The sequence below is a fragment of the Ramlibacter sp. AN1015 genome (genome assembly GCF_037726105.1).
GTDB lineage: Bacteria > Pseudomonadota > Gammaproteobacteria > Burkholderiales > Burkholderiaceae_C > Ramlibacter.
Map to the genome: position 1 here is coordinate 28967 of NZ_JBBJUM010000008.1, position 25818 is coordinate 54784.

Below are 25818 nucleotides of genomic sequence, written 5' to 3' on the forward strand. Positions count from 1 at the left end.
CGGCAAGCGGCAAGCGGCAACCAACGGCACGTCGCCAGCCGCCGGCCACAAGCCGGCAACCGCTACGTGCCTGCGTTCGAATGGAACCCCTTCTTCCAGTCGTCCACCGGCCGGAAAGCGGGGTCTGCACGGCAGGCGGCCTCGGTCTCCTCCCACAGCTGCTGGTCGCTCTTGTCCAGGTCCAGCGGATCGCCATGCGGCTGGGGCACGTACCACGGGGTGTCCAGGTAGACCTCTACGGTGTTGCCTTCGATGTCGGAAAAGTAGATCGACAGCGCGTTGCCGTGGTTCATGCCGCGCATCTGGGTGGCGCCGGCCGCCAGAGCGCGCGCTCGCACCTGGCGCAGGTGGTCGATTTCCGCCACCTTGAAGGACAGCTGCATCACGGTGCTGGGCGCGTCCGCTGCACGGCCGCTGGCCAGTACCAGCTGGTGGTGCTGCTCGGGCGATCCGCTCAGGAAATGCAGCTTCACCTTGAAGTTCCGGCCCTCGCCCTGGTCGGTCAGGCGCAGGCCGAACACCTCGGTGTAGAAGCGGGTCATCGCATCGATGTCGCGCACGTAGATACCGAAGTGCGAAAGCTGGGGAACGCAGTCCAGTTGCATGGAGACCTCAGGGGTGAAGGATGATTTTTCCGAGCGTGTCGGGCGCGTCGAGCAGGCGATGCGCCTCGCGCGCCTCGGCCAGCTTCAGCACGCGGGCTGCGGGGGCCTGCACGCGGCCGCCCGCCATCGCCTCGATGCTGCGGCTCATGAGTCCGCGGCGCAGCGCCGGGTCGGCGTCGAAGGTGTGCATCGAGAACACGCGCACGCCCAGGCTCTTGCCCAGGTGGTGGCGCAGCGCGGCGAAGACGTCGCCCGCCGGGGGGCCCCCCACGACGTTGTAAGAAACCGCGGTGCCCAGCGGCGCCAGGCAGTCGAGGCACTGCATCAGCAGCGAGCCGCCGACCGGGTCGATGGCCAGATCGACGCCCCGGCCGTCTGTCAGCCCGTGCACCTGTGCGGCGAGATCGCCGGCGGCGGGGTCGAGCGCCGCATGCGCCCCGTTCGACATGGCGAACGCGCGCTTGGCCTCGGTGCTGGCCGTGACGATCACCTGCAAGCCACTGGCCCGCGCCAGTTGCACCATGGCCGACGCCACGCCGCCGGCAGCGCCGGTCAGGAGCACGGAGCGCGGCTCGCGGGTTCCTCCGCAATGAAAGAGCAGCGCCTGCGCCAGCTGGAAGTTCGGCAGGCTCACCGCCTCGTCGAAACCGATGCCCTCGGGCAGCGGGTAGAGGGCCGCGGCCGGGGCGCAGGCGTACTCGGCGTAGCAGCCGCCGCGCTGCGGCAGCTCGCGCGAACTGAGCAGCACGCGCTGCCCGGCCTGCAGCTCGGTCACGCCTTGACCCAGCGCATCGACAATGCCGGCCATCTCGTTGCCGGGAACCGCCGGCAGCGGCGGCATCCACTTGTAGCGACCGGTACGGATCAGCGCATCCGGCCGGCCCACCCCGATCGCCATCGCGCGCACCCGCACCTGCCCCGGGCCGGGCTGCGGCAGGGGCAGGTCCTGGAGCTCCAGGACCTCGGGGCCGCCCGGAGCCCGCAGCACGATTGCCTGCATAGCGCCGGCCTCAGCCCATGCGCGGAATTCGCGCGTCGGCCACCACCTGCGTCCATTTCTGAAGCTCGGCACTCATCATCGAACGCATCTCCTGCGGCGTGCCGCCGCGTGCCTCGCCGCCCATCTCCTCGAGGCGGCTCTTGACTGCCGGCACCTGCAGCGCCTTCTGCGTCTCGGCGTTGAGCCGCTGCACGATGGCTGCGGGGGTGCCCGCCGGCACCAGCCAGCCGGCCCACGAGCGCACGTCATAGCCGGCTACGCCTTGCTCCGCCACTGTCGGCACCTCGGGCATGGCGGCCCAACGCTCCGGACCCGTGGCGGCGATGATGCGCACCTTGCCGGCGCGGGCATGGGCGAGCACCGCCGTCGGCGGCGCGATCACCAGCGGGATGCTGCCTCCCAGCAGCGCCGGGATCGAGCCGGCGTCGCCGCGATAGGGCACGTGCATCAGCCGGACGTTGGCCATCTTCGCGAGCAGCTCGCCCACCAGGTGGTGCGTGGAGCCCACGCCGGCGGTGCCGTAGCCCACCGTGTTCGGCGCGGCGCGGGCGGCCGTGAGCACGTCCCCGAGGTTGCGGAACTTCGAGTCGGCCGGCACCGCCAGCAGGAACGGGAAGAACGTGATGGTGGAGACCGGCTCGAAACTCGCGATGGTTTCGTACGGCAGCTTCTCGAACAGCGCGCCGGCGACCACGTGCCCGCCGGTGGCCAGCAGCATCGTGTGTCCGTCGGGTGCGGCGCGCGCCACGGCGGCGGACGCGAGCGTGCCGCCGGCGCCGGTCACCGCCTCCACCACGATCGGCTGGCCCAGGCCCTTGGCCATCTCGTTGCCAACCAGGCGGGCGATCGCGTCGGCGTTGCCGCCGGCTGCGAAACCCTGCAGCGCCCGGATGGGGCGGTCCGGCCAGGCCTGTGCCGATGCGGCGGCGGGGATGCCGCCGGCAAGCAGGGCGCCGAGGCCGCCCGCCATGAAGTCACGTCGATCCATTTTTGTCTCCTTGCTCTCTTTGGGGGAAGGTGTGTGTGCCGCTGCGGCCGGCTCAGGCCTGCGCCACCACCGGATTGCGCAGGACACCGATGCGCTCGATCTCCACTTCCACCGTGTCGCCGGGCTTCATGAAGCGCGGCGGCTTGCGGCTCCAGCCGACGCCGGCGGGCGTGCCGGTGACGATCACGTCGCCCGGCACCAGGGTGAAGATGGTCGAGGCGTAGCTGATCAGGCGCGCCGTGGGGAAGATCATGTGGCCGGTGTGGCTGTCCTGCACCACCTCGCCGTTCAGCCGCGTGACCAGCTTGAGCGGCTCGGCCGGCGCGATCTCGTCGGCGGTGACCAGCCACGGGCCGAAGGCGCCGGTACCTTCGAAGTTCTTGCCCGAAGCGATCTGCTTCGCGTGGAATTGCCACTCGCGCACGCTGGCGTCGTTGTAGATCGAGTAGCCGGCCACGTGTTCGTAGGCGCGGTCTTCCGGGATGTCGCGGCCGGCCTTGCCGATGACGACGGCAAGCTCGCCTTCCCAATCGAGCGACTCCGACACGTGCGGCCGCACGATGGGCTGGCCGTGTGCGACCTGCGAGCGCCACACGCGCAGGAAGATCGGCGGCTGCTCCGAGAGCTCGCGGTGCATGCCCGCCGCGAGGACTTCCTGGTGGTGGTCCATGTAGTTGCGCACCGCGCAGACGATTTTCTCGGGTCTCGGAATGACGGGCAGCAGCGTCACCGCCGACAGCTCCAGAGCGCCCGTGGAACCCTGGGCCCACTGGCCGCGTTGCTGGAACTGCTCGCTGCCCAGGAACGACGCCAGGTCGGGACAGCCGGTGCGCTCGGCCAGGGGCGTGATGCGCTCGCCGTCGATGGCGCCCCAGCCTTCACGCCCTGCGTGAACATACGAAACGAATCTCATGATGACCTCTTGCGAATTGAGCGGTCACAGTATGTTTTGTGCACAAAACGCGATATAGGCACAAACACCAATTCGCGCGCGGTTCGATGCGGCACAATCGCGACCGTGAAATCCGCCCCTTCCGCCGCCGCCGCTTCAGCCGAGCCGCTTGCCGAGCACGTCTATCGCGAACTGCGAAAGGCCATCGTGCGCTGCGAGTTCGAGCCCGGCACCCGGTTGCGCGTCGAGGAGCTCACGCGCCGCCTGGGCGCCAGCAGCAGCCCGGTGCGCGAGGCGCTGAACCGGCTGGCCGAGCAGGGCATGGTGCGCACCCTCGAAAACCGGGGCTTCCGGGTGGCGCAGCTCACTGCCGAAGGCGTCGAAGACCTCGTGCGCGTGCGGCTGCTGGTCGAGTGCGAGGCGCTGCGCGACTCGATCGCGCACGGCGACGACGCCTGGGAGGCCGGAGTGGTCGCGGCTGCCCACTCGCTCGGCTTGGTCGAGCGCCGCCTGGGCGAGGGGCCGCGCGCCCTCGACGACGACTGGTCGGCGCGACACCGCGCCTTTCACCTGAGCCTGTACGCCGGCTGCACGTCCGAGATCCTGCGCGGCCTGGTCGATGTCCTGTTCGACCGCGCCGAGCACTACCGCCGCTGGACCGCCAAGCACCGCCAGGCGCCCCGACGCAAGCACGACGAGCACCAGAAGCTGATGGCGGTCGCCCTCGCCCGCGACGCTGACAAGGCCTCGGAGCTCCTGCGCCGGCACATCGCGCGCACGAGCCAGCTGGTCACCTCGGTCCTCAACGGCGATCCGCCCGAATGGGTGCAATGAAGCTGGAGCACGCGAACGCCATGGAACACAAGATCCGCAAGTCCTTCTACTGCGAAGAAACCCTGCACCACGACGGCGGCGCGCCACAGTCTCAGCCGCTGCGCATCGGCGTTGCCGCGGTGGTCATGGAAAACCCCTTCGCCGGGCGATTCGAAGGCGACCTCATGCCCTTCATGAACTCGCTCAAGCCGGTGGCGGTGTCCCTCGCGCAGCAGCTGCTGCAGCGCCTGGGGGTGGAGAAGTCCGCGATCCAGGTGTTCGGCAAGGGCTCGATGGTGGGCACCGACGGCGAGCTGGAACACGCGGCGATGTGGCATGCGCCGGGCGGCGCCGGGGTCAAGGAGGTGCTGGGCGCCAAAGGCTTCGTAAGCGCCGGCAAGATGGTCGCGACGCTCGGGTCGCGGCTGCAGATCCCGCTCATCTACGTGAATTCGCCCTGGGTGCGCAGTCACTACAACACCACCGAGCTGTGCATCCACGACGCCCCCAAGCCCCGCGAGCTGGTGTTCGCCCTGGCGATGGGAACCGGGCCCCGGGTGCACGCGCGCCTGCAAGGCCTCACCCGCGAGCAGGCAGATGCGGGGCAGGGTCCGGCGTTCTAGAAGCGACGAGTCGGGGGGCGGGTCCGCGCGCTGGCGCTCGCTCGCGAGCTGCGGCTAGCCGGCGCCCGCGGCGATGGCGTCGGCGACGTCCTGGTGCCGCACCGCCGGCAGCACCACCTCGAAGCGACTGCCCTGGCCGACCCCGGCGCTGTGGGCGCTGACCGCACCGCCATGCGCTTCTACGATCGACTTCACCACCGCCAGGCCCAGGCCCAGGCCCCCGCGCGGCTGGTCGGGCCGCGACGGCGACTGGTAGAAGGGCTCGAAGATGCGACCGAGCGTCTGCCGCGACATGCCTTCACCGTCGTCCTCCACCGTGACGCGCACGCGCTCTGCGAGCTGCTCGAGCCGCAGCCGGATGGGCTTGCCGGCGCCATGGCGCAGCGCATTGCTCAGGAGGTTGGTGAAGACCTGGGACAGGCGCCGGGCATCTCCCAGCACCCAGGCCTGTTCGCCATCGCTCTCCAGGACGATCGGCGAGGCCGCCGGCGCCTGCGCCTGGCGCAGGTCGTCCAGGATGGCCGCGAGCTCGCGCGCCAGGTCCATCGGGCGCGGCTGGATCTGCACCTTGCCTCGGGTGAGCCGGGCCACGTCCAGCAGGTCATCGACCAGGCGGCGCATATGGTCGAGTTGCCGGCGCAGGATGGTGCGTTCACGCAGGGAGGACGGGTCCGCCCGCGCATCGAGCAGGTACATGGCCGAAACCATGGGCGCGAGCGGGTTGCGCAGCTCATGGCCCAGCATGGCGAGGAATTCGTCCTTGGCGCGGCCCGCCTCGCGTGCCTGATCGAGCGCGGCGGACTGCGCCGACTGGGCAGCGTGCAAGCGGCGGCCGGCATCGCGCAGAGCCCGGCCGAGGCGGTCTATTTCGGCGATGCGGCTCGATGCGGGATCGATCGGCTGGCCTTCGCCCAGTACCGCCGCCGCGTCCGCCGCCCCACCGATGTCGGTGCTGATGCGCCTGGCCAGGCGCATTGCGAGCACGACGCAGATCAGCATGGAGCCGACGGCGCCCACCATGTACAGGGCCAGCGTGGGCGTGAAGAACGTGGCCAGGGGCGTCGTCGGCGCGCCCACCGCAACGGTCCAGCCGAACTCCGGCGTGCGGCTGAAGCCGGTGACCACCTGTGCGCCCTCCTGGCTGAGCGACACGCCCGTGCCTTCGGCGGCAGCCGAGCGGGCCATGGCCATGAGCCCGGGCGTGGCCGGCCGCAGCAGGAAGTCGGCATGGCGACTCGAGCGGGCGAATATCTGCAGTTCGTGATCCAGGATGGCGATCACCCAGCCGTCCGGCACGCGCTGGCGCAGCAGGATCGACAGCAGCCGCTCGGGCGTGATGGCCGCCGAGAGCACATAGCGCAACTTGCCTGCACCGTCCGCGACGGGGTAGCGCACCGCTACGGCCGCGCGGCCGTTGGGGCCGCGGGTCGCCTTTCCGATCAACGGCTCACCGGTGCGCACCGCCGCCTCGAGGCTGTCGATATCGGCCGGCTCCAGACTGGGCGCCGGAAAGGGGTAACTGCTGCTGAACACCATGCGACCCGTGGCATCGCTGAGCGTGATGGCCAACCATTCAGGCTGGATTTCCATCAGGCGCTGCGCCCGCTCGTGGAACGCGGCGATGTTGCCCGTCGCCAGGTCGCTCGAACGGGAAAGGCCCGCAAGGCTCATCAGCGTGCCGTCGAACTCCGACTGCACCGCGCTCGCCACCGCCCGGGACAGATCGATGGTCGAGCGCTCCAGTTCGGCCCGGTGCGCCTGCGCAGCGTAGGCCAGAGCCAGCGCGGCGAAGATGGCCAGCGGAACCAGGCCCAGCAGCGTAAGTTGGAAAAGGTGGTGACGCAGCGGCCGGACAGAGGGGCGAAACATGTGTCGGGGATGCTAACTGAGGCGCATGTCCACGCTGTGATCCGGCTTTTCCGGCAGGGCCATAAGGCGACGTCCTACAAACCGACGCGCTGCGCGCTTCTAGTATGGATGAGTCGCATTCCTGCTCAGCTTCTGGAGATCGCCCGATGAGGCTTTCGCAACCGCGCAGACCCGCTGGAGGCGGCGGGCACTGCGTGCAGCCCGCCGCAGGGCTCGTACAGACCGACGCGCAGGGACAGGTCTGGTTGTGCGAGGCGGTGATCCGCAATGGCGAAATCGCAGACTGGTACCTGGTGCGGCTGTCGCGGCTGGAGGGAAGCCAGCCGGTAGGCGAGCCAGTCGTGCTCAGCCGCACCGAGTACGAGCGCTTCAGCACCAGCCGCGGGCTGCAGGCCGTGCTGCTATAGCAGCCCTCGCATCAGCCGAAGCGCAGCTTCATCGCCAGCACCGCGCAGGACAGCGACAAGGTGATCGCGTTGGCCACGACGATCGGCCAGGCGCCGTTCAGCAGGCCATAGACCAGCCAGCCCGCCACGCCCACGGTGAACGTCGCATACATCCCGAGCGAGATGCCGCTCACGTCGCGCGAGCAGAACGTCTTCCAGACCTGCGGCACGAACGACAGAGTCGTGAGGGTCGCGGCACCGAAGCCGATGAGTTCTGACCAGGGAAGGGGCATGTGAAAGGGCATTCTGTACGGCTCTCAACGCTGCTCGATCCGCTCGACCAGCAGGTCCACGAAGTCCTCTTCGCCCATGCGCACGCGGATACGAACCGGCAGGTACTGCAGGCTCGGGGCGAACCAGATGTCGGCAGTGAAGTTGCCCCGTGGCTTGTTCAGTCGGCGCGGCGTGAGCCGGAAGGCTTCCACCGTCCCGTGCTGCTGCAGCGTGAGCGTCTCGCGCTCGGCCACGTCGTAGGTCCAGAGGTCGATGCCGCCCGGGCGTGCCAGCCACACGGAGATGCTGCGGCCCACCTCGAGCGTGTCGCGCCCGGTGGCGAAACGGTGCCCCAGGTCCACGAACTGGCTGGCCGTGTCCTGCAGGTCCGGCGGACGGCTCGCGACGCCGCCGCCCTCCAGCTGGACCGTCTGCGGGTCCATCCGCACCGAGCGGCGGCTGCCGCGCCGGGTTTCTTCGTAGACGCGCGGCACCAGGCCCTGCGGCGTGACCTGCCCCTGGCTGGTCAGCACGCGGGTGCCGGCCAGGCTGACATCGATCGCCACACGCGTCTGGTACTGCTCGCCATCGCGATGCCATTGCACCTGCGCGCCGCCATACAACGGACCGCCGCGGTACTGACCGGTCAGCGCATAGCTCAGGCGTGAGTCGCCAGGCCAGCGGTCGATGGGTCCCGAGCCGCCGTCTTTCGCACCGGATTCCGGCGCCTGGCCGAGCGACGGCGCCTCTTCACTCGGGGCTTGTCCCGCCGGCGGCTGCGGGGTGGTCGGGGCACCCTGCGCACCCGGGGTGGCAGGAACTTCTTCGGGCATCGCAGGCACGGCAGCGCTGTTGGGCTGCAGCTGCGGCGTCAGCGCGGCCACTGCGGGGTCCGCAGAGGGCGCAGCCGGGGGCTCCGGCGGCGTGGGGGCGGGGGGCACGGCGGCTGTTTCGAGCTCGTCGGGCCGGGAAGGCGGATCCGCCGGCGTTGGCTCGGCGCGCGTCAGTTCCGGTGGCGGCTGCGGCGGCTCCGGCTGCGGCGGCTCCGGCACTACGGTGTCCGTGTCGGTGTCCGGCGCGGAAGCGACTTCGGTGTCGCGCTCGGGTGCCGAGGCGGGCGGCACCGCTTGCGGCGGCAGCATCGTGATGGTGGGGCGGGGCGCGGACGCCGGCGCTGCCGTGGCGGCGGCCGCACCGGGTCCGGGTGGCGGCGGCGCCTCGGGGGCCAGCAAACGGGTGAACATCGGCTCGGCCACCTGCTGCAAGGCGCTGGGCTGGCGGTGCTGGCGCGCGACCCACTCCAGCGCCAGCGCATGCACCAGCAGCACCAGTGCCACCAGGGCCACCCTGCGCAGCAACGGGCGGCGCGCCCTCAGGTGCGTGCGTCGAGCCATGTCTGGGCGAGCGCAGCATCGCGCAGCACCAGCCGCCAGGTGGACGCTGCCGCGGGCAGCTGCACGTCCAGCCGCAGCAGCCGGCGATCACGCGCGACCAGCGCAGTAAAGCGCCGGTGGTTGCCGCAGTACAGCAGCACATCGTCCAGCTTGACCAGTCGCCAGCCGCTTCCCGCAACCTCGACTCCCAGCCACTCGTCGCCCGCCGCGAAGCCCGCCTGTTCGGCGGCTCCGCCGCGCAGCACCGTCTTGACCTGCACGCTGCCGCCGGTCTCGCTCGCGCGCAGGCCCAGCCGCTGCGAAATCGCAGCGGGGTCCTGCGCCACGCTCACCCCACGGCTCGCAAGCAACTCCTCCAGCGGCAAGTCGCGCGTGCCGTGCACCCACGCGGCGATCTCGCGGGAGAAGCTGCGCCCGCCTAGCTCCTTGAGCACCGCGGCGAAGTCGGCCTCGGTCATGGGCCCGCCCTTGCAGCGCGCCCACAGCCCGCGCATCACCTCGTCGAGCGTCGTGCGGCCCTCGGCGCGCAAGGTGAGGTCGAAGCACAGCGCGACCAGCGAACCCTTGGTGTAGTAGCTGATCGTCGCGTTGGGCGTGTTCTCGTCCTGCCGGTAGTACTTCACCCAGGCGTCGAAACTGGCCTGCGCGACCGACTGCAGCTCGCGCCCCGGTGACTGCAGCACCTGGTTGATCGCCTTGCCCAGCAGCTTCAGATAGACGGCGTCATCGACCAGGCCGCAGCGGCGCAGGAACAGGTCGTCGTAGTAGCTGGTGAAGCCCTCGAAGAACCACAGGAGCTGGGTGTAGTTCTCATGCGCGTAGTCGTAGCGGCTGAACTCGGCCGGGCGCAGGTACTTGACGTTCCAGGTGTGGAAATACTCGTGGCTGATCAGACCCAGCAGGGTCGTGTAGCCATCGTGCTGGCGGGCGTCGCCCAGGCGGGGCAGGTCGCGCCGCGAGGCGATCAGCGCCGTGGAGTTGCGGTGCTCCAGGCCGCCATAGTTGTCGTCCACCACGTTCAGCATGAAGAGGTAGCTGGCGTGGGGCGGCTTCTTGCGGTCGTGCCAGAAGCGGATCTCGGCCTCGCAGATGCGCTGCGTGTCCGCCACCAGGCGTTCGCCATCGAAGGACTCGGGCGCGCCGGCCACCACGAAGCGATGCGGCACCCCGCCCGCCTTGAACTCGGCGCTCCAGAAGGCGCCCATCTCCACCGGGCAATCGACCAGTTCGTCGTAGTTGTCGGCGTAATACGTGCCGAAGCCGCGCTTGAGCGGCTTGTGCGGCGCCAGGCCGGTGGCGGCCTCCCAATGGGCAAGCGGCGCCACCAGCTCCAGCAGGTGGGGCTGAGACTCCTGGCCGTGCACCCGCAGGCACAGGCTGGTGCCGTTGAAGAAGCCACGCTGAGCATCGAGCCAGGCAGTGCGCACGGAGTTGTCGAACGCATAGACCTCGTAGCTCAGCGTCAACGGGCTGCTGGCCATGCACTCGGCCATCCAGGTGGCCTTGTCCAGCTGGTGCAGGGCGACGGGGCGCCCGTCCTGGCGGGCGCTCAGGCGCTGCAGGTTCTTGGCGAACTCGCGCACCATGTAGCTGCCGGGGATCCAGGCCGGCAAGGACAGGCGCTGCGGCGCCGCCGGCTGCTCGATCACCAGGGTCACGCGAAAGAGGTGGGCATGCAGGTCCGCCGCCTCGACCCGGAAGGCGATGGACGCGGGGCGCGCCGGGCTCACTTGCCGGCGCCGGCCAGGTGCTTCTCCACCTGCGCTGCCGTCAGGGCACCGGGCACGCGGCTGCCGTCCGCGAAGATAAGGGTCGGCGTGCCGCTGATCTTGTACTTGCGGCCGAATTCGACGTTGCGCCCCAAGGCGGCGGCATCGCAGCTGCCCGCCGCCTCGGGCGGCAGCTGGTCGCGCACCATCCAGTCGGTCCAGGTCTTGCCCTTGTCCTTGGCGCACCAGATGTTGCGCGACTTTTCCGTGCTGTCGGCCCCGAGGATGGGGTAGAGGAACATGTGGATGGTGACGTTGTCGACCTTCTGCAGGTCGCGCTCGAAGCGCTTGCAATAGCCGCAGTTCGGGTCCTGGAAGACCGCCAGCTTGCGCTTGCCGTTGCCGCGCACCACGGTGAAGGCATCCTTCAGCGGCAGCGCGTCGAAATCGACCGCCATCAGCTTGTCCATGCGGTCTTCGGTGAGGTTGCGCTTGGTCCGCAGATCCATCAGGGCGCCCTGGATCAGGAAGTTGCCCTGCGCATCGGTGTAGAGGATGTCCGAGCCGATGCGCACCTCCCAGAGGCCGGGCATGGGCGTCTTGCTCACTTCCTCGATGGCGCTGAGCTGGGGGATGCGCTCTGCCAGGTTCTTGCGGATGGTCGCCTCGGGCGACTGCGCGTGCGCGGCCCCCACAAAATTGGCGGCCAGCAGGGCCGCCATCAGGGCGCGCTTCATGGTGTGCATGGTCACGTGTTCACTACTTCGGGGAAAAAAAGAGTTCGGATCGCGTTCACAGCCGGCCCGCAGCCTGCCGCGCCACCCAGGTCTTGAGCGGGCCGCTGCGCTCGAAGCCGCGCATGCCCCAGTTGCGCAGCCAGCTGAAGGGCCGCGCGTCCTGCGCGAAGAGCTGCTGCAGTCCGTCGGTCGCCCACTGCATGGTGGCCACCTGCGCCTTGCGGGCCCGCTCGTAGCGGCGCAGCAGCTTCTCGTCGCCGACGGGTCGCCAGTACTCGCGTGCGTGCAGCACCCGGGCCAGCTCGCGCACGTCGGCCAGCCCCAGGTTCAGCCCCTGGCCGGCGAGCGGGTGCACGGTGTGGGCCGCGTCGCCTGCGAGGGCCCATCCGGGGCCGCACCAGCGCGAGGCGCGCGACAGCTGCAGCGGCCAGCGGGCCCGCTCGCCCTCCAGGCGGAGTGCGCCCAGGGCATGGTCACTGGCGCTGGCGAGGGCCTCCTCGAACTGCGCCGCAGGCAGCGCCATCAGTTCGTCGGCGCGTGCCTGCGCGACCGACCACACCAGCGCGAGCGCCGTGCCGTCGGGTCCGCCGAGCGGCAGCAGTGCCAGCACGTCGCCGTCGATGAACCACTGCCGTGCCACCTGGCCATGCGGCGCGGTGCCGTGCAGGCGCGCGGCGATCGCGTGCTGGGCGTAGTAGGTGACTTCGAAATCGATGCCCTGCGCGTCCCGGCTGGCGCTGGCCTTGCCTTCGCACACCACCGACAGTGCGGCGGCCGCGGGTTCGGTGAGGCGCTCGACGAAGGGCTGGAAGCGCAAGGCGTCGTCGAGACGTTCGAGCAGCGCGGTGGCGCCGGTGATCCAGGCCAGCGCCTCGGTGCCCTGCTCCTCGGCGCGGAACTGCACCAGGCCGCCGTCGTCGCCGTGCACGTCCATGCGCAGCACGGGCGTCGCGGCGTGGACTTCGTCGGGCCAGGCCCGCAGGGTGGCGAGCAGGTCGCGGGAGGCGGCGTTCAGGGCGTAGGCGCGGACATCGACCCCCGCAGGCTCGGCCGCCTGCACGAGGCCCACGCGCAGGCGGTCGCGCGCCAGCAGCAGCGCGAGGGTGCGCCCCACGACGCCGTCGCCGCGAATACAGACATCAAGAGGCGCAGCCATCGGGCCATTGTAGGAGCCGGGCACAATTCCGGCGGAATCCGCCTCCCCCCGGGGGAATTTGTCTCCCCATGCACAGGAAAGCAGTACATGAGCAGCTCCGCACCCTCCGCCTCGTCCACCGCCGCGCCCGCTGAAGTCCACGCCCACATCGCCCGCCTGTTCGTCTACCCGGTGAAATCCTGCGCGGGTGTCGAGGTGCGCGAGGCGCTGCTGACCGACACCGGCCTCGATCTGGACCGGGCGTGGATGGTGGTCGATGAAGCCGGCGAATTCGTCACGCAGCGCGAGCTGCCGCGCATGGCGCTGGTGCGGCCGCAGATCCGGCTCAGCGACGTGGTGCTGCGCGCGCCCGGCATGCTGCCGCTGCACCTGCAGATCGACACGGTCGAAGAACCGGTACGGGTGCGCGTATGGGACGACGAGGTGCCCGCCTACGACATGGGCGCTGTCGCCGCGCAGTGGTTTTCCGATTTCCTCGGCCGGCGCCTGCGCCTCGTGCGCTTCGACCCCGAGCACCGGCGGCTGTCGGACCGGCGCTGGACCGGCGACGTCGAGGCCACCAACCAGTTCTCGGACGGCTTTCCGCTGCTGCTCGCGAGCGAGGCGTCGCTGGACCTGCTGAACGAGCGGCTGGCCGCCGGCGGCCTGGAGCCGGTGGGCATCGAGCGGTTCCGTCCGAACCTGGTGCTGGCCGGTGTGGAGCCGCACGTCGAAGACCGGCTGGAGTGGCTGCGCATCGCAGGCGACGACCCGGTCGAGCTGCTGCCGGTCAAGCCCTGCACGCGCTGCACCATCCCGGACGTCGATCCCGCGACCGGCGAGGCCGGCACCGCCGTCGGCGACACCCTGCAGGCGTATCGCCGCAACGAGCGCCTGAATGGCGCGGTGTGCTTCGGCATGAACGCCATCGTTCGCGCCGGCGAGGGCCAGTGGCTGCGGGTCGGGCAAGCCGTCGAGGGCGGCTGGCGCTTCGACTGAAGCCGGCCCGCGGCGATCAGGCCCGCCGCGCGGCCAGGCGGGAGCACGCCAGCAGCCCCAGCAGCGGCCCCGCCGCGATGGGAACGAACCACAGCGGCAGCGGCAGCACGGCCGCCAGCGCCGTGGCCACGTGCAGGCTCAGCACGCTGATGGCGAAGCCGATGCAGTTGGCGATGGTGAGTGCGGAGCCCACGAACTCGCGCGGCGCCAGCGCGGCGTTCAGCGCCGAGAACTGCGGCGAGTCGCCCGCCACCGTCACGCCCCAGAACAGCATGAATGCGAGAAAGCCCGCGGGCGGCAGCAGATAGGCGAGCGGCGACAGCAGGCAGCACAGCCCCGAGCAGCCCAGCTGTCCGAAGGCCACCCGCGCGCTGCCCAGGCTGCGCGAAAGCATGCCTCCGCCCACGCAGCCGAGGCTGCCGGCACCGATGATGCAGAACGCCCAGAAGCCGATGTCGAGTGCCTGCTCGTGCCGCTGGCCGTACGCCGCCAGCATCAGCGGCACGAACGCCCACAGCGTGTAGAGCTCCCACATGTGGCCGAAGTAGCCGAAGGCGCTGGCGCGGAAGTCGCGGCTGGCGAAGGCCCGCGCCGCAGCGGTGATGCGCAGGCGGGGTGCGGGTGCCAGGTGCGGGCCTTCGCCGACCAGCGCGTGCAGCAGCAGCCCACCGCCCACTGCCAGCAGCGACACCGTCGCGACCACCGCCTGCCAGTGCGTTCCCGGCAGCGTGCCGGCCAGCAGGTGGGGCAGCGCGGTGCCCAGCACCAGCGCGCCCAGCAGCCAGCCCAAGGCGCCGCCCAGGCCTTCGCGCCACCAGCTGGCAGCGATCTTCATGCCCACGGGATAGATGCCGGCCAGGAAGAAGCCGGTGGCGAAGCGCAGCGCGAGCAGCAGCGCGTAGCGCCCCTCCAGCCCCGGCAGCAGCAGCATGCCGGCGTTGGCCGCGGCGCCCAGCAGCGTGCAGGCGAGGAACACGTCGCGGGGGCGCCAGCGGTCGGCGATGTTCAGCAGCGCGAACACCAGCGTGCCGGCGATGAAGCCGAGCTGTACCGCCGAGGTGACCGCCGCCAGCGGCTGCCCGTCCAGCGCCAGCGCCTGCGCGAGCTGCGCCAGGATCGCATTGCCGGAGAACCACAGCGAGGTGCCCGCGAACTGCGCGATCACGATCACGGCAAGGATGTGGCGGGGGCGGGGCGGATGCATGGCGGTTCGGCGCAAGCGCGAGCATGCCAGAGCGGCGGCGTTTGGCCGCAGCGCCGCAGCGCGGCGTCCGGACGCCGCAGTGCGGGCCACGCGCTGCTGGCCGGGGGCCGGGAGCGTGCCGGGATGCCGTGGGGGCAGGCCGCGGCGGCCGACGGGCCTGCCCCGCCTGTCGTACGCGGCTGCCCGGGTTCGTGCCGCCCGAACGGGGAGGGTGCCGCAGGTGCGCCGATACAATCGTCCCCCATCCCACCCACCCCTTGCGCGCGGTCGCGCCCGCGGCGCAGCGGACCCCGCGGCCTTCGGGCGCGGATGCACACCTTGCTTGAGAGAAGCCTCCCATGAGCCTCAAATGCGGCATCGTCGGCCTGCCCAACGTCGGCAAGTCCACCCTCTTCAACGCGTTGACGAAGGCGGGCATCGCCGCCGAGAACTACCCTTTCTGCACCATCGAGCCGAACACCGGCGTGGTCGAGGTGCCTGATCCGCGCCTGGCGCAGCTGGCCGAGATCGTGAAGCCCGAGCGTGTGGTGCCGGCCATCGTCGAGTTCGTCGATATCGCCGGGCTGGTAGCCGGCGCGAGCCAGGGCGAGGGGCTGGGCAACCAGTTCCTCGCGCACATCCGCGAGACCGACGCCATCGTCAACGTGGTGCGCTGCTTCGAAGATCCGAACGTGATCCACGTCGCCGGCAAGGTCGATCCCATCGCCGACATCGAGGTGATCCAGACCGAGCTCTGCCTGGCCGACCTCGGGACGGTCGAGAAAAGCCTGCAGCGCTATGCCAAAGCCGCCCGCAGCGGCAACGACAAGGAGGCGGCCAAGCTGGTGCCCCTGCTCGGGCGGGTGCAGGCCGCATTGAACGAGGGGCGGCCGGCGCGCACGCTGGAACTCTCGGCCGAGGAACAGGCCCTGCTCAAGCCGCTGTGCCTCATCACCGCCAAGCGGGCCATGTTCGTGGGCAACGTCGCCGAGGACGGCTTCGAGAACAATCCGCTGCTCGAGCGGCTCCAGCAGTACGCGGCCGGCCAGAACGCGCCCGTGGTCGCCATCTGCGCCAAGATGGAAGCCGACATGGCCGACATGGGCGAGGAAGACAAGGCGATGTTCCTGGCCGAGATCGGCCAGACCGAGCCCGGCCTGAACCGCCTGATCCGCGCCGCCTTCACGCTGCTGGGCCTGCAGACGTACTTCACCGCCGGCGAAAAGGAAGTGCGCGCCTGGACCATCCACATCGGCGACACCGCACCGCAGGCCGCTGGCGTAATCCACGGCGACTTCGAACGCGGCTTCATCCGCGCCCAGACCATCGCCTTCGACGACTACGTCCGCTGCAAGGGCGAGCAGGGAGCCAAGGACGCCGGGAAGATGCGCAGCGAAGGCAAGGAATACGTCGTCAAGGACGGCGACGTGATGAATTTCCTGTTCAACGTTTAAGCTGGCCCGGAGCGTGTCCGACGCGCGGCCATCTTTCTGTCGTCGGCAATCGATCCCCGCACTTTTCAGGTCTTCGTCGAAGGCCAGCGTCGTCTTGTACGCGAGACGGCTGCGACCCAACCGAGGAGTTTGCATGGTCGAGCAGGGCATTCGGCGCTCGCGTCCGGCGCTTACGATCCTGGTTCGATTACCGGAGACCCCCATGCAGTTGCCCCAGGACCCCGCCGTGCAGGCTGGCCTCGCGACCCGACGCGCCGTGCTCGGCGACGACTATGTGCAAAACGCGCTCGACAAGGCCACGGCCTTCACCGCACCGCTTCAGGAACTCGTCACGCGGCACGCCTGGGCCAACACCTGGCAGCGCACCGGTATCGATCTGCGCACCCGCAGCATCGTCACCGTGTCCATGCTGGTGGCGCTCGGACGCATGCACGAGCTGAAGATCCATGTGCGCGGCGCGCTGAACAACGGCGTCACACCCGAGGAGCTGCAGGAGATCTTCCTGCACGCGAGCGTCTACTGCGGCTTTCCGGCGGCGGTGGATGCGTTCCGAACGGCCTCGGAGGTCATCGAAGCGGCCGGCGCCGCGGCCGCCCCCGCCCCGCCTCAGCGTCCGTAGGTCGCAGCGACCCGCTGGCGCAGGTACTCGCCCGCCGTGATCGGCGGCTGTCGCGGCGCTTCGCCCGCCGGCACGCAGTCCGGTAGTGCGCTGACCAGCGCGTCCGGATTCGGGTCGAGGAAGAAGGCGAGCGAGTACCGTTCGCGCGCCGGGGGCAGCACCCGGTGCGGGGTCGATACGTAGACGTCGTTCGACCAGCGCATCAGGCAGTCGCCGATGTTGCACACGAAGCGGCCGGGCAGCGCCGGCACGTCGATCCAGCCGCCGCCGCGTCCTTGCACCTGCAGGCCGGCCACGCCGTCGGTCGCCAGCAGCGTCACGTTGCCGTAGTCGGTGTGGGTGCCGGCACCCGGGCGGCCGGCCGGCGTATCGCCCGCGAACTCGGCCGGGTAGCGCAGCATGCGCAAGGTGGCCTGGGGTTGGTCGAGCTTGTCGTCGAAGTAGTGCTCGGGCTGGCCGAGGTCGAGTGCGAAGGCTCGGTGCAGGCGCCGCCCCACCGCCAGCGCCGCATCGAAATACGGCTGCACTGCCTCGCGCCAGCCGTCGATCGGGGGCCAGACGTTGGGCGGCCGGCTGCGCTCGTCGGTCCAGATGAGGTTGAAGGCTTCCTTGAGGTCGGGCTGGGCCCGCTCGTCCAGCGACTCCACGCCCAACGCCACCCAGCCGCGGTTGTGGCCATGGCGTCCGATCGCCAGTGCCTGCTTGGCCTCGGGCGCGAGCGCGAACAGCGCCTGTGCGGCGGCGAAGGCGGAGGCGACGGTCGCTTCGGCCACGCCATGGCCTTCGATGGCGAAGAAGCCGGTGTCGCGGCAAGCGCGGCCGATGGCGACGGCGACCTGTGCGCGGGCCGCTGCGTCGGCACCGGCGAGCGGGGCGATGTCGATCAGGGGAATGTCCATGGGCGCAAACCGTAGCACGCCGCGATTCGCGGCCGCGCCGTCCTCCGCGGTAGCGACGACGAAGCGGGGCTCACCGTTGAGGACGCGACCCGCGCGGCCATGGAGCCGGGCTCGTGCCCCTCGCGATCGCCATGGGTCGAAGCGCCTGGTGCCCGACCGGGCAAACGTAACGGGCGGCTGATCCTTGTTGCAGCGGCCCCCCTGGGGACGCCGTCGCCACTAGAGTGGGCTGGAAACCTCGTCAGGAGTAAACCGGATGAATTCGCGCTCCCCGGCGCCCGGCGGGCGACTGCTGTCGCTCGGCAGCATCAACGCCGACTTCCAGGTCCGCGCCGACCGGCGGCCCGAAGTCAGCGAGACCTTGATCGCGCGCGAGTTCACGCGCCTCGGCGGTGGCAAGGCGGCGAACCGGGCGCTGCTCGCCGCGCGCATGGGCCTGGAGGCGGCGTTGTTCGGCCAGGTGGGGGACGACGACCTGGCCGCCCAGGCGCTGGCCGCGGTGCGGGAGGCGGGCGTCCGGCTGGAGGGCGTGCACCGGCGTGCCGGGCACGACACGGCCGTGTCCATGATCACCGTGCCGCCCGATGGCAAGAAGGGCATCGTGCTGGCGGCCAATGCCAACGATGCGCCGTGGTTGCAGGACGACCTGCGTGCGCTCGACGACGCACTGCGGGCGGCGCCGCAGGGCTCGGTGTTCGCGGTCGATGCCGAGATCGATGCCGAGGCGCTGCGGCGGGCCCTGTGCACCGCGCGTGCCGCCGGACTGCGCACGGTGCTCGACCCTTCCCCGGCCGACCGCGTCGATGAATCGATCCTGGCGCTGTGCGACCTGGTGCTGCCCAACGCCGGCGAAGCGCAGGCGCTAACCGGCATCGCCGTCGAGGACTTCGCGTCCGCCGGCCGGGCCGCGCGACGCCTGCGGCAGCTGGGCGCCCGCGCCGCCTGCGTGAAGCTGGCCGACGGAGGCTGCGTGTTCGACGACGGCCAGCAGCTGCTGGCGGTCGAGGCCGGGCCCGAGGTCGAGGTGATCGACACCACCGGAGCAGGCGACGCCTTCGCCGGCGGGCTGGCCGCCGCCCTGGCGCTCGGCCGCCCGCTCGAGCAGGCGCTGCGGATGGCGGTGGCGGCGTCGCGCTGCACCGTCACGGGCTGGGGCTCCCAGCCCGCCTATCCGGAGCTGGCGGCGGTCGAGTCGGGGGCGCAGGCGCTGCAGGTGAGGCGGGATGTCGTTGCACGCGACTGAGGCGCCGCCCGGCGACGATCCCTGGTCGCTCACCTACTGCCGCTTCGATCCGGCCGACGAAGGGCGCAGGGAGTCCCTCTTCGCCCTCGGCAACGGGGTGCACGTCACCCGCGCCGCGACGGTTCACGCGGGGCCCGAAGGCCCGCACTATCCGGGCACCTACCGCGCTGGCTGCTGGGGCCGTACCGGCGCCACCATCGAGGGCGAGCACGACGAGACCGACACGCTGGTCAACCTGCCCAACTGGCTGCGGCTGGACCTGCGCCTGCACGGCGAGGCCGACTGGTTGCGGCTGGACACCGCCCGGCTGCTGCAGTACGAGCACCGCCTCGATCTGCGCGGCGGCTGCTCCTGGCGGATGTTCGTCTGCGCGGACAGCGAGGGACGGCGCCTTCGCGTCACCGAACACCGGCTGGTCAGCATGGCCCGGCCGCAGCTCGCAGCGCTGCGCCTCGAGGTGTCGGCGCTGGACGAGGGCCTCGGTCCCGTGGCGCTGCGCGCATGGCTGGACGGCCGCGTGGCCAACCGCAACGTGGCGCGCTACGAAGGCTACAGCGCGCACCATCTGCATGATCTGCGCACCGCCTGCGCCGCGCCTGGAGAGGCCTGGCTGCAAGCGCGCATCGCAGCGACGGGCGCGCGGCTCGCGCTGGTCCAGCGGCTGTGCGTGGAAGGCGCCAGGGCCGCACCGGAACCCTGGCTCGAGGGCGCTGATCGCTGTGGACATGCGGTGGAAGTGATGCTGGCTTGCGGCGCGACGGCCGCCATCGAGAAGACCGTTGCCCTGTGCACCACCGGCAGCCAAGAAGCGCAGGACGACCCGCTGCGCAGTGCCGCGGACGTTCTGGCGCAGGCACCCGGCTTCGATGCGCTGCTGCAGGAGCACCGGGCGTGCTGGGCCGAACTGTGGGAGCGCATCGGGCTGGCACTCGACGATCCGGCGTGCGGCCAGCCGGCGCACCTGCATGCCTTCCACCTGGTGCAGACCGCCTCGCCGCACGTCACGACGCTGGATGCCGGCGTTCCGGCGCGGGGTTGGCATGGCGAGGCCTACCACGGGCACGTTTTCTGGGACGAAGCCTTCGTGCTTCCCTTCTTCCACGGCCGCATGCCCGAGGTCTCGCGCGCATGCCTGCTGTATCGGTGGCGTCGGCTCGACGTCGCCCGTGCACGGGCCCGGCAGGAGGGGCTGCGCGGTGCGATGTTTCCCTGGCGCAGCGCCGCGAGCGGCGAGGAGGTGACGCCGCGCTTCCAGAAAAACCAGCTGAACGGCGCGTGGATGCGCGACCACACGCACCTGCAGCGGCACATCGGCGCAGCCATCGCATGGAACGTCTGGCAGTACGTGCAGGCGAGCGGCGATCTCGAGTTCCTCGCCGACCATGGCGCCGAGATGGTCCTGGAGATCGCGCGCTTCTGGGGCAGCCTGGCGCAGCCCACGGGGCCCGAGGGCCGCTACGAAATCCGCGGCGTGATCGGGCCCGACGAATACCACAACGCCTATCCGGGGCGTGACGCGCCGGGGCTGGACAACAACGCCTACACCAACGTCATGGCGGTCTGGACGCTGTGCTGCGCGCGCGAGGTGCTGGAGGCGCTCCCGCCGGAGCGCTGCGAGGCGCTGCGCCGGCGGCTCGCCCTGCACGACGACGAGCTGGCCCTATGGGACCGCATCAGCCGCCGCATGGTGGTGCCCTTCCTCGCCGATGGCGTCATTGCGCAGTTCGACGGCTTCGACCGGCTCGCGCCCTTCGACGCCCAGATGCTGCCGCCCGCGGTGCGTGGCGAGCGCCTCGACTGGGCGCTCCATGCGATCGGCCGCAGCGCCGACGAGTTCCAGATCACCAAGCAGGCCGACGCCCTCACGCTCTTTCACCTGTTGTCCGAGGAGGTGGTGTTCGCCATGCTGAAGCGCCTGGGCTATAGCTTCGACCGCGAGGCCCTGCTGCGTACGGCGCGCTACTACATGGACCGCAGCACCCACCGCTCCAGCCTGTCGCGGGTGGTCTACGCAGGGGCCCTGGCGCGGGCGGCGCCGCAGCAGTCGTGGGACCTCTTTCGCCAGGCGCTGCACACCGACCTGCAGGTGCTCGAAGGCGAGAGTGTGGCCGAGGGCATCCACCTGGCGGCCATGGGCGGAACGCTCGACACCCTGCAGCGCCACTACCTGGGGCTGGGTGCCGCCCCCGAGGGCCTGCGGGTCGAACCCGCGCTGCCGCCGCAGCTGGGGCCCGTTCGGCTGTCGCTGTGGCTGCGTGGCCAGCGCCTGCATGTCGCGGCCGTTGGCGACGGCCCCTTCGACATCCAGGCGGACCGCGCCAATCGCGACACCGTGGTGCTGCTGCACCGCGGCGAGCGCATCGCGCTGCGGCCCGGCGCCACGTGGCGCAGGCCCGTCGGATGAGGCCACCACGGCTGGCTCGTCTGGCACGACCGCGAACGGGGGGTCGTCGGCGCGGTGGCGCGGGCGCTGCACCCTGGCCGAACGCGGCGCCTGGGCGACAGCGCGGCAGCGGCGCGACGGGCCAGAATGGTGCGTCCGCAGCGCGCCGCGCGTGCTTGCACCTGCCCCCGCATTTGCCGTCGTGTCCATGACCCCGCAGCCGCCTTCGCCCGCCCCGGAAACCCGCCACTTCGCCCACTGGCCGCCCGGGCAGCCGCGCCAGCTGACGCTGCCGGCCACGCACCTGTTCTTCAACGCCGAAGTCTCGGCCGCGCGCTACCCCGACAAGCCCTTCCTCGTCTTCTACGACAGCACCGTCCGCTTCGCCGAATTCAAGGCGGAGGCCGAGCGCATCGCCGGCTACCTGCAGCAGGAGCTGGGCGTGCGGGCGGGCGACCGCATCCTGCTGGTCATGCAGAACAGTCCGCAGTGGGTGCTGGCCTACTACGGCATCCTGCGGGCCGACGCGGTGGTGGTGCCCGTCAATCCGATGAACAAGCGCGAGGAACTGCGCCACTACGTGAGCGACTCGGGCGCCCGGATCGCCTTCGTTGCGCAGGACCTGCTGGACGAGATGCAGCCGCTGCTGGGCGCGGGCGGGCTGGACCACATCGTGGTCGCCACCTACGGCGACTACCTGCGCGGCCCGAGCGAACTGCCGGTGCCGCCCTTCATCGCCGCGCCGCGGCGCGCGCTGCAGGGCGACGGGCTGGTGTCCTGGGCCGACATGCTGGCGGCGGCCCGCGTGCCTGGGCCGCTGCGCACGGGCCCCGACGACCTGGCCGTGATGCCCTACACGTCCGGCACCACCGGGCGCCCCAAGGGCTGCATGCACACGCACCGCAGCGTCATGAGCACGGCCGTGGGCGGCGTGCAGTGGTTCGGCCGCAGCCAGGACTGGGTGATGCTCGCCACACTGCCCTTCTTCCACGTCACCGGCATGTCCGGCAGCATGAACGGGCCGCTCTATGCGGGCGGTACCGTCGTGCTGCTGCCCCGGTGGGACCGGGAAGCGGCGGCGCGCTGCATCGAGCGCTATGGCGTGAACACCTGGCAGGCGATCGCCACCATGGTCATCGACTTCGTCTCCGACCCCGGCGTGTCGCAGCGCGACCTGCGCAGCCTGGTCGGCATCCGCGGGGGCGGCGCGGCCATGCCGGCGGCGGTGGCGGCCCGGCTCAAGGCGCTCACCGGGCTCGATTTCGTGGAGGGCTACGGCATGTCCGAGACCTTGGCGGCCACCCACATCAACCCGCTGCATCGGCCCAAGCCGCAGTGCCTGGGCATCCCGGTCTACGACGTCGATGCCCGACTGCTCGACCCCGCCACCGGCGGCGCCGTCGAGCCCGGCGGCACCGGCGAGATCGTGGTGCACGCGCCCCAGGTCATGCAGGGCTACTGGCGCAACGAGGAAGCCACGCGCGAGGCTTTCGTCGAGATCGAGGGCAAGCGCTTCCTGCGCACGGGCGACCTCGCCCGCATCGACGAGGACGGCTACTTCTTCATGACCGACCGCCTCAAACGGATGATCAATGCGAGCGGCTTCAAGGTCTGGCCGGCCGAGGTGGAGGCCGAGATGTACCACCACCCCGCCATCCAGGAAGCCTGCGTCATTGCCGCGCGCGACGCACGGCGTGGCGAGACCGTCAAGGCGCTGGTCGTGCTCAAGCCGGGGCTGGCCGAGCCGGCCGATGCCGCGCAGATCGCCGCATGGTGCCAGTCGCGCATGGCCGCCTACAAGGTGCCGCGCATCATCGAGTTCGTCGCCGAACTGCCCCGCAGCGGGAGCGGCAAGGTGATGTGGCGCGAGCTGCAGGAGCAGCAGGACGCCCGCGATGCGGCGGCCGCCGGCGGCGGCAGCGACAACTCGGGCAACGCCAGCGCAGGCGCCGCATGACGCTGCTGGACGCCTCCACCCCGTTCCGCCCCCTGGGCGAGTTGCTGCGCGCGCATGCCGCCGCGCGGCCCAACCAGCCGGCGCTCGTGCAGGGCGACGACCGGCTCGACTGGGGCGAGCTCGACGCGCTGATGGACCGCATCGCGGCCAGCCTGCAGCGCGACGGACTGCGCCGCGGCGATGTCATCGCCCTGTGCGGGACCATGCGGCCGCTGCAGGCGGCGCTTTTCCTGGGCGCGCTGCGCGCCGGGATCGTGGTGGCGCCGCTCGCCCACAGCGTCACGCCCGAGACCTTCGCCGCGATGCGCCGCGACGCCGCACCGCGCCTGCTGTTCGTCGATGCGCTGGGGGCACCGCTTCTGCCCGCAGGCGCCGACCCGGCGCTGGTGGCCCTGGAGGACGGCGCTCCCGGACGACCCTTCGCCGAGTGGCTCGCGCCCGAGGGCACGCAGCCGCAGCCGGTGGAGATCGGCCCCGCCGATCCCTTCAACATCATCTATTCGTCGGGCACCACCGGCATGCCCAAGGGCATCGTGCAGCCGCACGGCATGCGCTTCGCGCACATCCAGCGCGGGCTCGCCTACGGCTGGGACGAGCACAGCGTGGCCCTGCTGTCCACGCCGCTGTACTCCAACACCACGCTGGTGGTGTTCTTTCCGGCGCTCGCCTTCGGCGGCACGGTGCACCTGATGGCCAGGTTCGAGGCGGGCCGGTGGCTGGAGATCGCCGAACGCGAGCGGGCGACGCACACCATGCTGGTGCCGGTGCAGTACCGGCGGCTGCTGGCGCACGCCGACTTCGACCGGCGCGATCTGTCGGCCTTTCGCATGAAGTTCAGCACCAGCGCGCCCTTCGACGCCGCGCTCAAGGCCGACGCGCTGCGCCGCTGGCCCGGCGGCCTGGTGGAGTTCTACGGCATGACCGAGGGCGGCGGCACCTGCATCCTGGAGGCGCACGCGCACCCCGGCAAGCTGCACACGGTGGGCCGGCCCGCTGCGGGCCACGACATCCGCCTGATCGGCGAGGACGGGCGCGAGGTGGCACCGGGTGAGGCCGGCGAGGTGGTCGGCCGCTCGCCCGGCATGATGACCGGCTACCACAACCAGCCCGAGCAGACGCGCGAGGCCGAGTGGTTCTCGCCGGAGGGGCTGCGCTTCATCCGCACCGGCGACGTCGGCCGCTTCGACGCCGATGGCTTCCTGCTGCTGTTCGACCGCAAGAAGGACATGATCATCTCGGGCGGCTTCAACATCTACCCGAGCGACCTGGAGGCGCAGCTGCGCGCGCACCCGGCGGTCCACGAGGCGGCCGTGGTGGGCGTGCCCAGCACCGAGTGGGGCGAGACGCCGGTGGCCTTCGTCGAACTGCGCGCCGACGGCGAGGCGGTGACGCCCGAGGATCTGCGCGCCTGGGTCAATGCGCGCGTCGGCAAGACCCAGCGCCTGGCCGCGGTGGTGGTGATCGACGAGCTGCCCCGCAGTGCCATCGGCAAGGTGCTCAAGCGCACGCTGCGCGAGGCCTATCAGGGCCGGCACTGAGGCCGGCCAGCCGCAACCGCATCGCCGCACCGCCCCACCGGACAGCCCGAACGGATTGCCCGAACACCGCTTTCCACAACGACCGGAGACCTCCGCATGCAACGCCGCCAGTTCACCGCCGCACTTGCCGCCGCCACCGCCGCACCCTTGCTGGCGCGGGCGCAGACCGCCTGGCCCAGCCGCCCGATCCGCGTGCTGGTGGGCTACCCGCCGGGAGGCTTCACCGACGTCACGGCGCGCCTGATCTGCGACCGCCTGCAGGCGCGGCTCGGCCAGCCCGTGCTGGTCGAGAACAAGCCCGGCGCCAACAGCATCCTGGCGGTGGACACGCTGGCCAAGGCCGCGCCGGACGGCCACACCTTCGCGGTGGTGATCGCCGCCTATGCGGCCAACACCACGCTGTACAAGAAGCTTCCCTACGACCCGAAGAAGGACCTTGCCGCGGTGTCGCTGATCGGCCAGTCTCCGCTGGTCGCCGCCGTGTCCAACGACGCGCCCTACAAGAGCGTGGGCGAGCTGCTGGCGTACGCCAAGGCCAATCCCGGCAAGATCAGCTACGGCTCCAGCGGCATCGGCTCGGCAGTCCACCTTTCCACCGAGATGCTGAAGTCGCTGACCGGCACCTACATGGTCCACATTCCCTACCGGGGCGCGGCGGCCGCCCTGACCGACCTGATGGGCGGGCAGATCCAGCTGTTCCTCGATGCCGCCTCCGGCCAGATCGCACCGGGCAAGGGCGGCAGGATCCGCCTGATCGGCGTTGCCAGCGACAAGCGCCTGCCGGTGCTGCCCGAGGTGCCGACCTTCGTCGAGCAGGGCGTGCCCGGTTTCGTGGCCAGCACCTGGGCCGGCATGCTGGCGCCGGCGCGCACGCCCGAGCCCATCGTGCGCCGCATGGCCGAGGAGATCGCCGCCGTGGTGCGGCAGGACGAGGTGCGCGCGCGCCTCGAAGCCATGGGCACCATCCCGGTCGGCAGCACGGCGCCGGAATTCGAGCGCTTCATCGCCGACGAGACGCAGAAGTGGGGCAAGGTGATCCGCGAAGCCAAGGTCACGATGGACTGAAGGTTCGCGACAGAGCGGGCCGGCCGCATCGCAACGCACGGATGTGCGCGCCCG

23 protein-coding genes are annotated in these 25818 nt (G+C 71.0%); 11 read left to right on the forward strand and 12 right to left on the reverse strand.

Annotated elements, in window-relative coordinates; all coding sequences use genetic code 11:
- Window positions 1-62 precede the first annotated feature (62 nt).
- The 4 genes from WG922_RS13760 to WG922_RS13775 are packed head-to-tail and all read right to left on the reverse strand — an operon-like array spanning window position 63 to window position 3506.
- Window positions 63-605, reverse strand: a complete 543-nt coding sequence (locus tag WG922_RS13760; protein ID WP_340283262.1) for a VOC family protein — start codon at window positions 603-605, stop codon at window positions 63-65.
- A gap of 7 nt (window positions 606-612) precedes the next feature.
- A complete protein-coding gene (locus WG922_RS13765; protein ID WP_340283264.1) occupies window positions 613-1605 on the reverse strand; it encodes a zinc-dependent alcohol dehydrogenase family protein in 993 nt (330 codons plus the stop codon).
- 10 nt (window positions 1606-1615) lie between these two features.
- Window positions 1616-2593, reverse strand: a complete 978-nt coding sequence (locus WG922_RS13770) for a tripartite tricarboxylate transporter substrate binding protein (protein WP_340283266.1) — start codon at window positions 2591-2593, stop codon at window positions 1616-1618.
- Window positions 2594-2645: 52 nt separating this feature from the next.
- Entirely contained in the window at window positions 2646-3506 is an 861-nt protein-coding gene (locus tag WG922_RS13775) for a fumarylacetoacetate hydrolase family protein (RefSeq protein ID WP_340283268.1), read from the reverse strand.
- A gap of 105 nt (window positions 3507-3611) precedes the next feature.
- Here WG922_RS13775 and WG922_RS13780 point away from each other — a divergent pair, with 105 nt between their 5' ends.
- Both WG922_RS13780 and WG922_RS13785 read left to right on the forward strand, forming a co-directional pair.
- Window positions 3612-4319, forward strand: coding sequence for a GntR family transcriptional regulator (locus WG922_RS13780; protein WP_340283270.1), 708 nt, complete (start codon window positions 3612-3614; stop codon window positions 4317-4319).
- Complete coding sequence (locus WG922_RS13785; protein WP_340283272.1) at window positions 4316-4921, forward strand: amino acid synthesis family protein; 606 nt, start codon at window positions 4316-4318, stop codon at window positions 4919-4921. The genes WG922_RS13780 and WG922_RS13785 overlap by 4 nt, the downstream gene beginning before the upstream one ends.
- 54 nt (window positions 4922-4975) lie before the next feature.
- Here the strand turns inward: WG922_RS13785 and WG922_RS13790 are convergent, their stop codons facing one another.
- Entirely contained in the window at window positions 4976-6790 is a 1815-nt protein-coding gene (locus WG922_RS13790; RefSeq protein ID WP_340283273.1) for a cache domain-containing sensor histidine kinase, read from the reverse strand.
- Window positions 6791-6936: 146 nt separating this feature from the next.
- Between WG922_RS13790 and WG922_RS13795 the strand changes: the two genes are divergently transcribed.
- Window positions 6937-7197 (forward strand): hypothetical protein, encoded by a 261-nt coding sequence (locus tag WG922_RS13795; protein WP_340283274.1) that lies wholly within the window; start codon window positions 6937-6939, stop codon window positions 7195-7197.
- Window positions 7198-7208: 11 nt separating this feature from the next.
- Here the strand turns inward: WG922_RS13795 and WG922_RS13800 are convergent, their stop codons facing one another.
- From WG922_RS13800 to WG922_RS13820, 5 genes are read right to left on the reverse strand one after another with little or no spacing between them, the layout of a single operon-like run.
- On the reverse strand, window positions 7209-7469 hold the full coding sequence (locus tag WG922_RS13800; RefSeq protein WP_340283275.1) for a SemiSWEET transporter: 261 nt from the start codon (window positions 7467-7469) through the stop codon (window positions 7209-7211).
- Window positions 7470-7493: 24 nt separating this feature from the next.
- A complete protein-coding gene (locus WG922_RS13805; RefSeq protein WP_340283277.1) occupies window positions 7494-8843 on the reverse strand; it encodes a DUF3108 domain-containing protein in 1350 nt (449 codons plus the stop codon).
- On the reverse strand, window positions 8822-10573 hold the full coding sequence (locus tag WG922_RS13810; protein WP_340283278.1) for a M61 family metallopeptidase: 1752 nt from the start codon (window positions 10571-10573) through the stop codon (window positions 8822-8824). The genes WG922_RS13805 and WG922_RS13810 overlap by 22 nt, the downstream gene beginning before the upstream one ends.
- A complete protein-coding gene (locus WG922_RS13815; protein ID WP_445322834.1) occupies window positions 10570-11298 on the reverse strand; it encodes a DsbC family protein in 729 nt (242 codons plus the stop codon). Before WG922_RS13815 ends, WG922_RS13810 begins: the two co-directional genes overlap by 4 nt.
- Before the next feature lie 46 nt (window positions 11299-11344).
- Complete coding sequence (locus tag WG922_RS13820) at window positions 11345-12445, reverse strand: FAD-dependent monooxygenase (RefSeq protein ID WP_340283279.1); 1101 nt, start codon at window positions 12443-12445, stop codon at window positions 11345-11347.
- Between the two features lie 87 nt (window positions 12446-12532).
- On the opposite strand from WG922_RS13820, the gene WG922_RS13825 reads away from it, so the two are divergent.
- Entirely contained in the window at window positions 12533-13423 is an 891-nt protein-coding gene (locus WG922_RS13825; RefSeq protein WP_340283280.1) for an MOSC domain-containing protein, read from the forward strand.
- Window positions 13424-13439: 16 nt separating this feature from the next.
- On the opposite strand, the gene WG922_RS13830 is transcribed toward WG922_RS13825, so the two are convergent.
- Window positions 13440-14627: an MFS transporter gene (locus WG922_RS13830; protein ID WP_340283281.1), complete on the reverse strand. Its 1188-nt coding sequence runs from the start codon at window positions 14625-14627 to the stop codon at window positions 13440-13442.
- A 338-nt stretch (window positions 14628-14965) separates the two neighbouring features.
- Here WG922_RS13830 and ychF point away from each other — a divergent pair, with 338 nt between their 5' ends.
- Both ychF and WG922_RS13840 read left to right on the forward strand, forming a co-directional pair.
- Window positions 14966-16060, forward strand: a complete 1095-nt coding sequence (gene ychF / locus WG922_RS13835) for a redox-regulated ATPase YchF (protein ID WP_340283282.1) — start codon at window positions 14966-14968, stop codon at window positions 16058-16060.
- A 202-nt stretch (window positions 16061-16262) separates the two neighbouring features.
- A complete protein-coding gene (locus WG922_RS13840; RefSeq protein ID WP_340283481.1) occupies window positions 16263-16679 on the forward strand; it encodes a carboxymuconolactone decarboxylase family protein in 417 nt (138 codons plus the stop codon).
- Here WG922_RS13840 and WG922_RS13845 read toward each other — a convergent pair.
- Complete coding sequence (locus tag WG922_RS13845; protein WP_340283283.1) at window positions 16667-17578, reverse strand: isopenicillin N synthase family dioxygenase; 912 nt, start codon at window positions 17576-17578, stop codon at window positions 16667-16669. The genes WG922_RS13840 and WG922_RS13845 overlap by 13 nt on opposite strands.
- Window positions 17579-17834: 256 nt before the next feature.
- On the opposite strand from WG922_RS13845, the gene WG922_RS13850 reads away from it, so the two are divergent.
- The 5 genes from WG922_RS13850 to WG922_RS13870 all read left to right on the forward strand — a co-directional run bounded on the left by WG922_RS13850 (window position 17835) and on the right by WG922_RS13870 (window position 25764).
- On the forward strand, window positions 17835-18821 hold the full coding sequence (locus tag WG922_RS13850) for a PfkB family carbohydrate kinase (protein WP_340283284.1): 987 nt from the start codon (window positions 17835-17837) through the stop codon (window positions 18819-18821).
- Complete coding sequence (locus tag WG922_RS13855; protein WP_340283285.1) at window positions 18802-21225, forward strand: glycoside hydrolase family 65 protein; 2424 nt, start codon at window positions 18802-18804, stop codon at window positions 21223-21225. The genes WG922_RS13850 and WG922_RS13855 overlap by 20 nt, the downstream gene beginning before the upstream one ends.
- Before the next feature lie 187 nt (window positions 21226-21412).
- On the forward strand, window positions 21413-23161 hold the full coding sequence (locus WG922_RS13860; protein WP_340283483.1) for a long-chain fatty acid--CoA ligase: 1749 nt from the start codon (window positions 21413-21415) through the stop codon (window positions 23159-23161).
- Entirely contained in the window at window positions 23158-24699 is a 1542-nt protein-coding gene (locus tag WG922_RS13865; protein ID WP_340283286.1) for a class I adenylate-forming enzyme family protein, read from the forward strand. Before WG922_RS13860 ends, WG922_RS13865 begins: the two co-directional genes overlap by 4 nt.
- Before the next feature lie 96 nt (window positions 24700-24795).
- Window positions 24796-25764 (forward strand): tripartite tricarboxylate transporter substrate binding protein, encoded by a 969-nt coding sequence (locus WG922_RS13870; protein ID WP_340283287.1) that lies wholly within the window; start codon window positions 24796-24798, stop codon window positions 25762-25764.
- The last annotated feature ends 54 nt before the right edge of the window (window positions 25765-25818 follow it).

Excerpts from the sequence above, each read along its gene's own strand:
- WG922_RS13800 (WP_340283275.1), bottom strand. The coding sequence starts at position 7,469 with ATGCCCCTTCCCTGGTCAGAACTCATCGGCTTCGGTGCCGCGACCCTC.
- WG922_RS13795 (WP_340283274.1), top strand. The coding sequence starts at position 6,937 with ATGAGGCTTTCGCAACCGCGCAGACCCGCTGGAGGCGGCGGGCACTGC.
- WG922_RS13790 (WP_340283273.1), bottom strand. The coding sequence starts at position 6,790 with ATGTTTCGCCCCTCTGTCCGGCCGCTGCGTCACCACCTTTTCCAACTT.
- WG922_RS13785 (WP_340283272.1), top strand. The coding sequence starts at position 4,316 with ATGAAGCTGGAGCACGCGAACGCCATGGAACACAAGATCCGCAAGTCC.
- WG922_RS13855 (WP_340283285.1), top strand. The coding sequence starts at position 18,802 with ATGTCGTTGCACGCGACTGAGGCGCCGCCCGGCGACGATCCCTGGTCG.
- WG922_RS13850 (WP_340283284.1), top strand. The coding sequence starts at position 17,835 with ATGAATTCGCGCTCCCCGGCGCCCGGCGGGCGACTGCTGTCGCTCGGC.
- WG922_RS13845 (WP_340283283.1), bottom strand. The coding sequence starts at position 17,578 with ATGGACATTCCCCTGATCGACATCGCCCCGCTCGCCGGTGCCGACGCA.
- WG922_RS13830 (WP_340283281.1), bottom strand. The coding sequence starts at position 14,627 with ATGCATCCGCCCCGCCCCCGCCACATCCTTGCCGTGATCGTGATCGCG.
- WG922_RS13760 (WP_340283262.1), bottom strand. The coding sequence starts at position 605 with ATGCAACTGGACTGCGTTCCCCAGCTTTCGCACTTCGGTATCTACGTG.
- WG922_RS13765 (WP_340283264.1), bottom strand. The coding sequence starts at position 1,605 with ATGCAGGCAATCGTGCTGCGGGCTCCGGGCGGCCCCGAGGTCCTGGAG.
- ychF (WP_340283282.1), top strand. The coding sequence starts at position 14,966 with ATGAGCCTCAAATGCGGCATCGTCGGCCTGCCCAACGTCGGCAAGTCC.
- WG922_RS13865 (WP_340283286.1), top strand. The coding sequence starts at position 23,158 with ATGACGCTGCTGGACGCCTCCACCCCGTTCCGCCCCCTGGGCGAGTTG.
- WG922_RS13815 (WP_445322834.1), bottom strand. The coding sequence starts at position 11,298 with ATGCACACCATGAAGCGCGCCCTGATGGCGGCCCTGCTGGCCGCCAAT.
- WG922_RS13840 (WP_340283481.1), top strand. The coding sequence starts at position 16,263 with ATGCAGTTGCCCCAGGACCCCGCCGTGCAGGCTGGCCTCGCGACCCGA.
- WG922_RS13870 (WP_340283287.1), top strand. The coding sequence starts at position 24,796 with ATGCAACGCCGCCAGTTCACCGCCGCACTTGCCGCCGCCACCGCCGCA.
- WG922_RS13805 (WP_340283277.1), bottom strand. The coding sequence starts at position 8,843 with ATGGCTCGACGCACGCACCTGAGGGCGCGCCGCCCGTTGCTGCGCAGG.
- WG922_RS13825 (WP_340283280.1), top strand. The coding sequence starts at position 12,533 with ATGAGCAGCTCCGCACCCTCCGCCTCGTCCACCGCCGCGCCCGCTGAA.
- WG922_RS13820 (WP_340283279.1), bottom strand. The coding sequence starts at position 12,445 with ATGGCTGCGCCTCTTGATGTCTGTATTCGCGGCGACGGCGTCGTGGGG.
- WG922_RS13775 (WP_340283268.1), bottom strand. The coding sequence starts at position 3,506 with ATGAGATTCGTTTCGTATGTTCACGCAGGGCGTGAAGGCTGGGGCGCC.
- WG922_RS13860 (WP_340283483.1), top strand. The coding sequence starts at position 21,413 with ATGACCCCGCAGCCGCCTTCGCCCGCCCCGGAAACCCGCCACTTCGCC.
- WG922_RS13770 (WP_340283266.1), bottom strand. The coding sequence starts at position 2,593 with ATGGATCGACGTGACTTCATGGCGGGCGGCCTCGGCGCCCTGCTTGCC.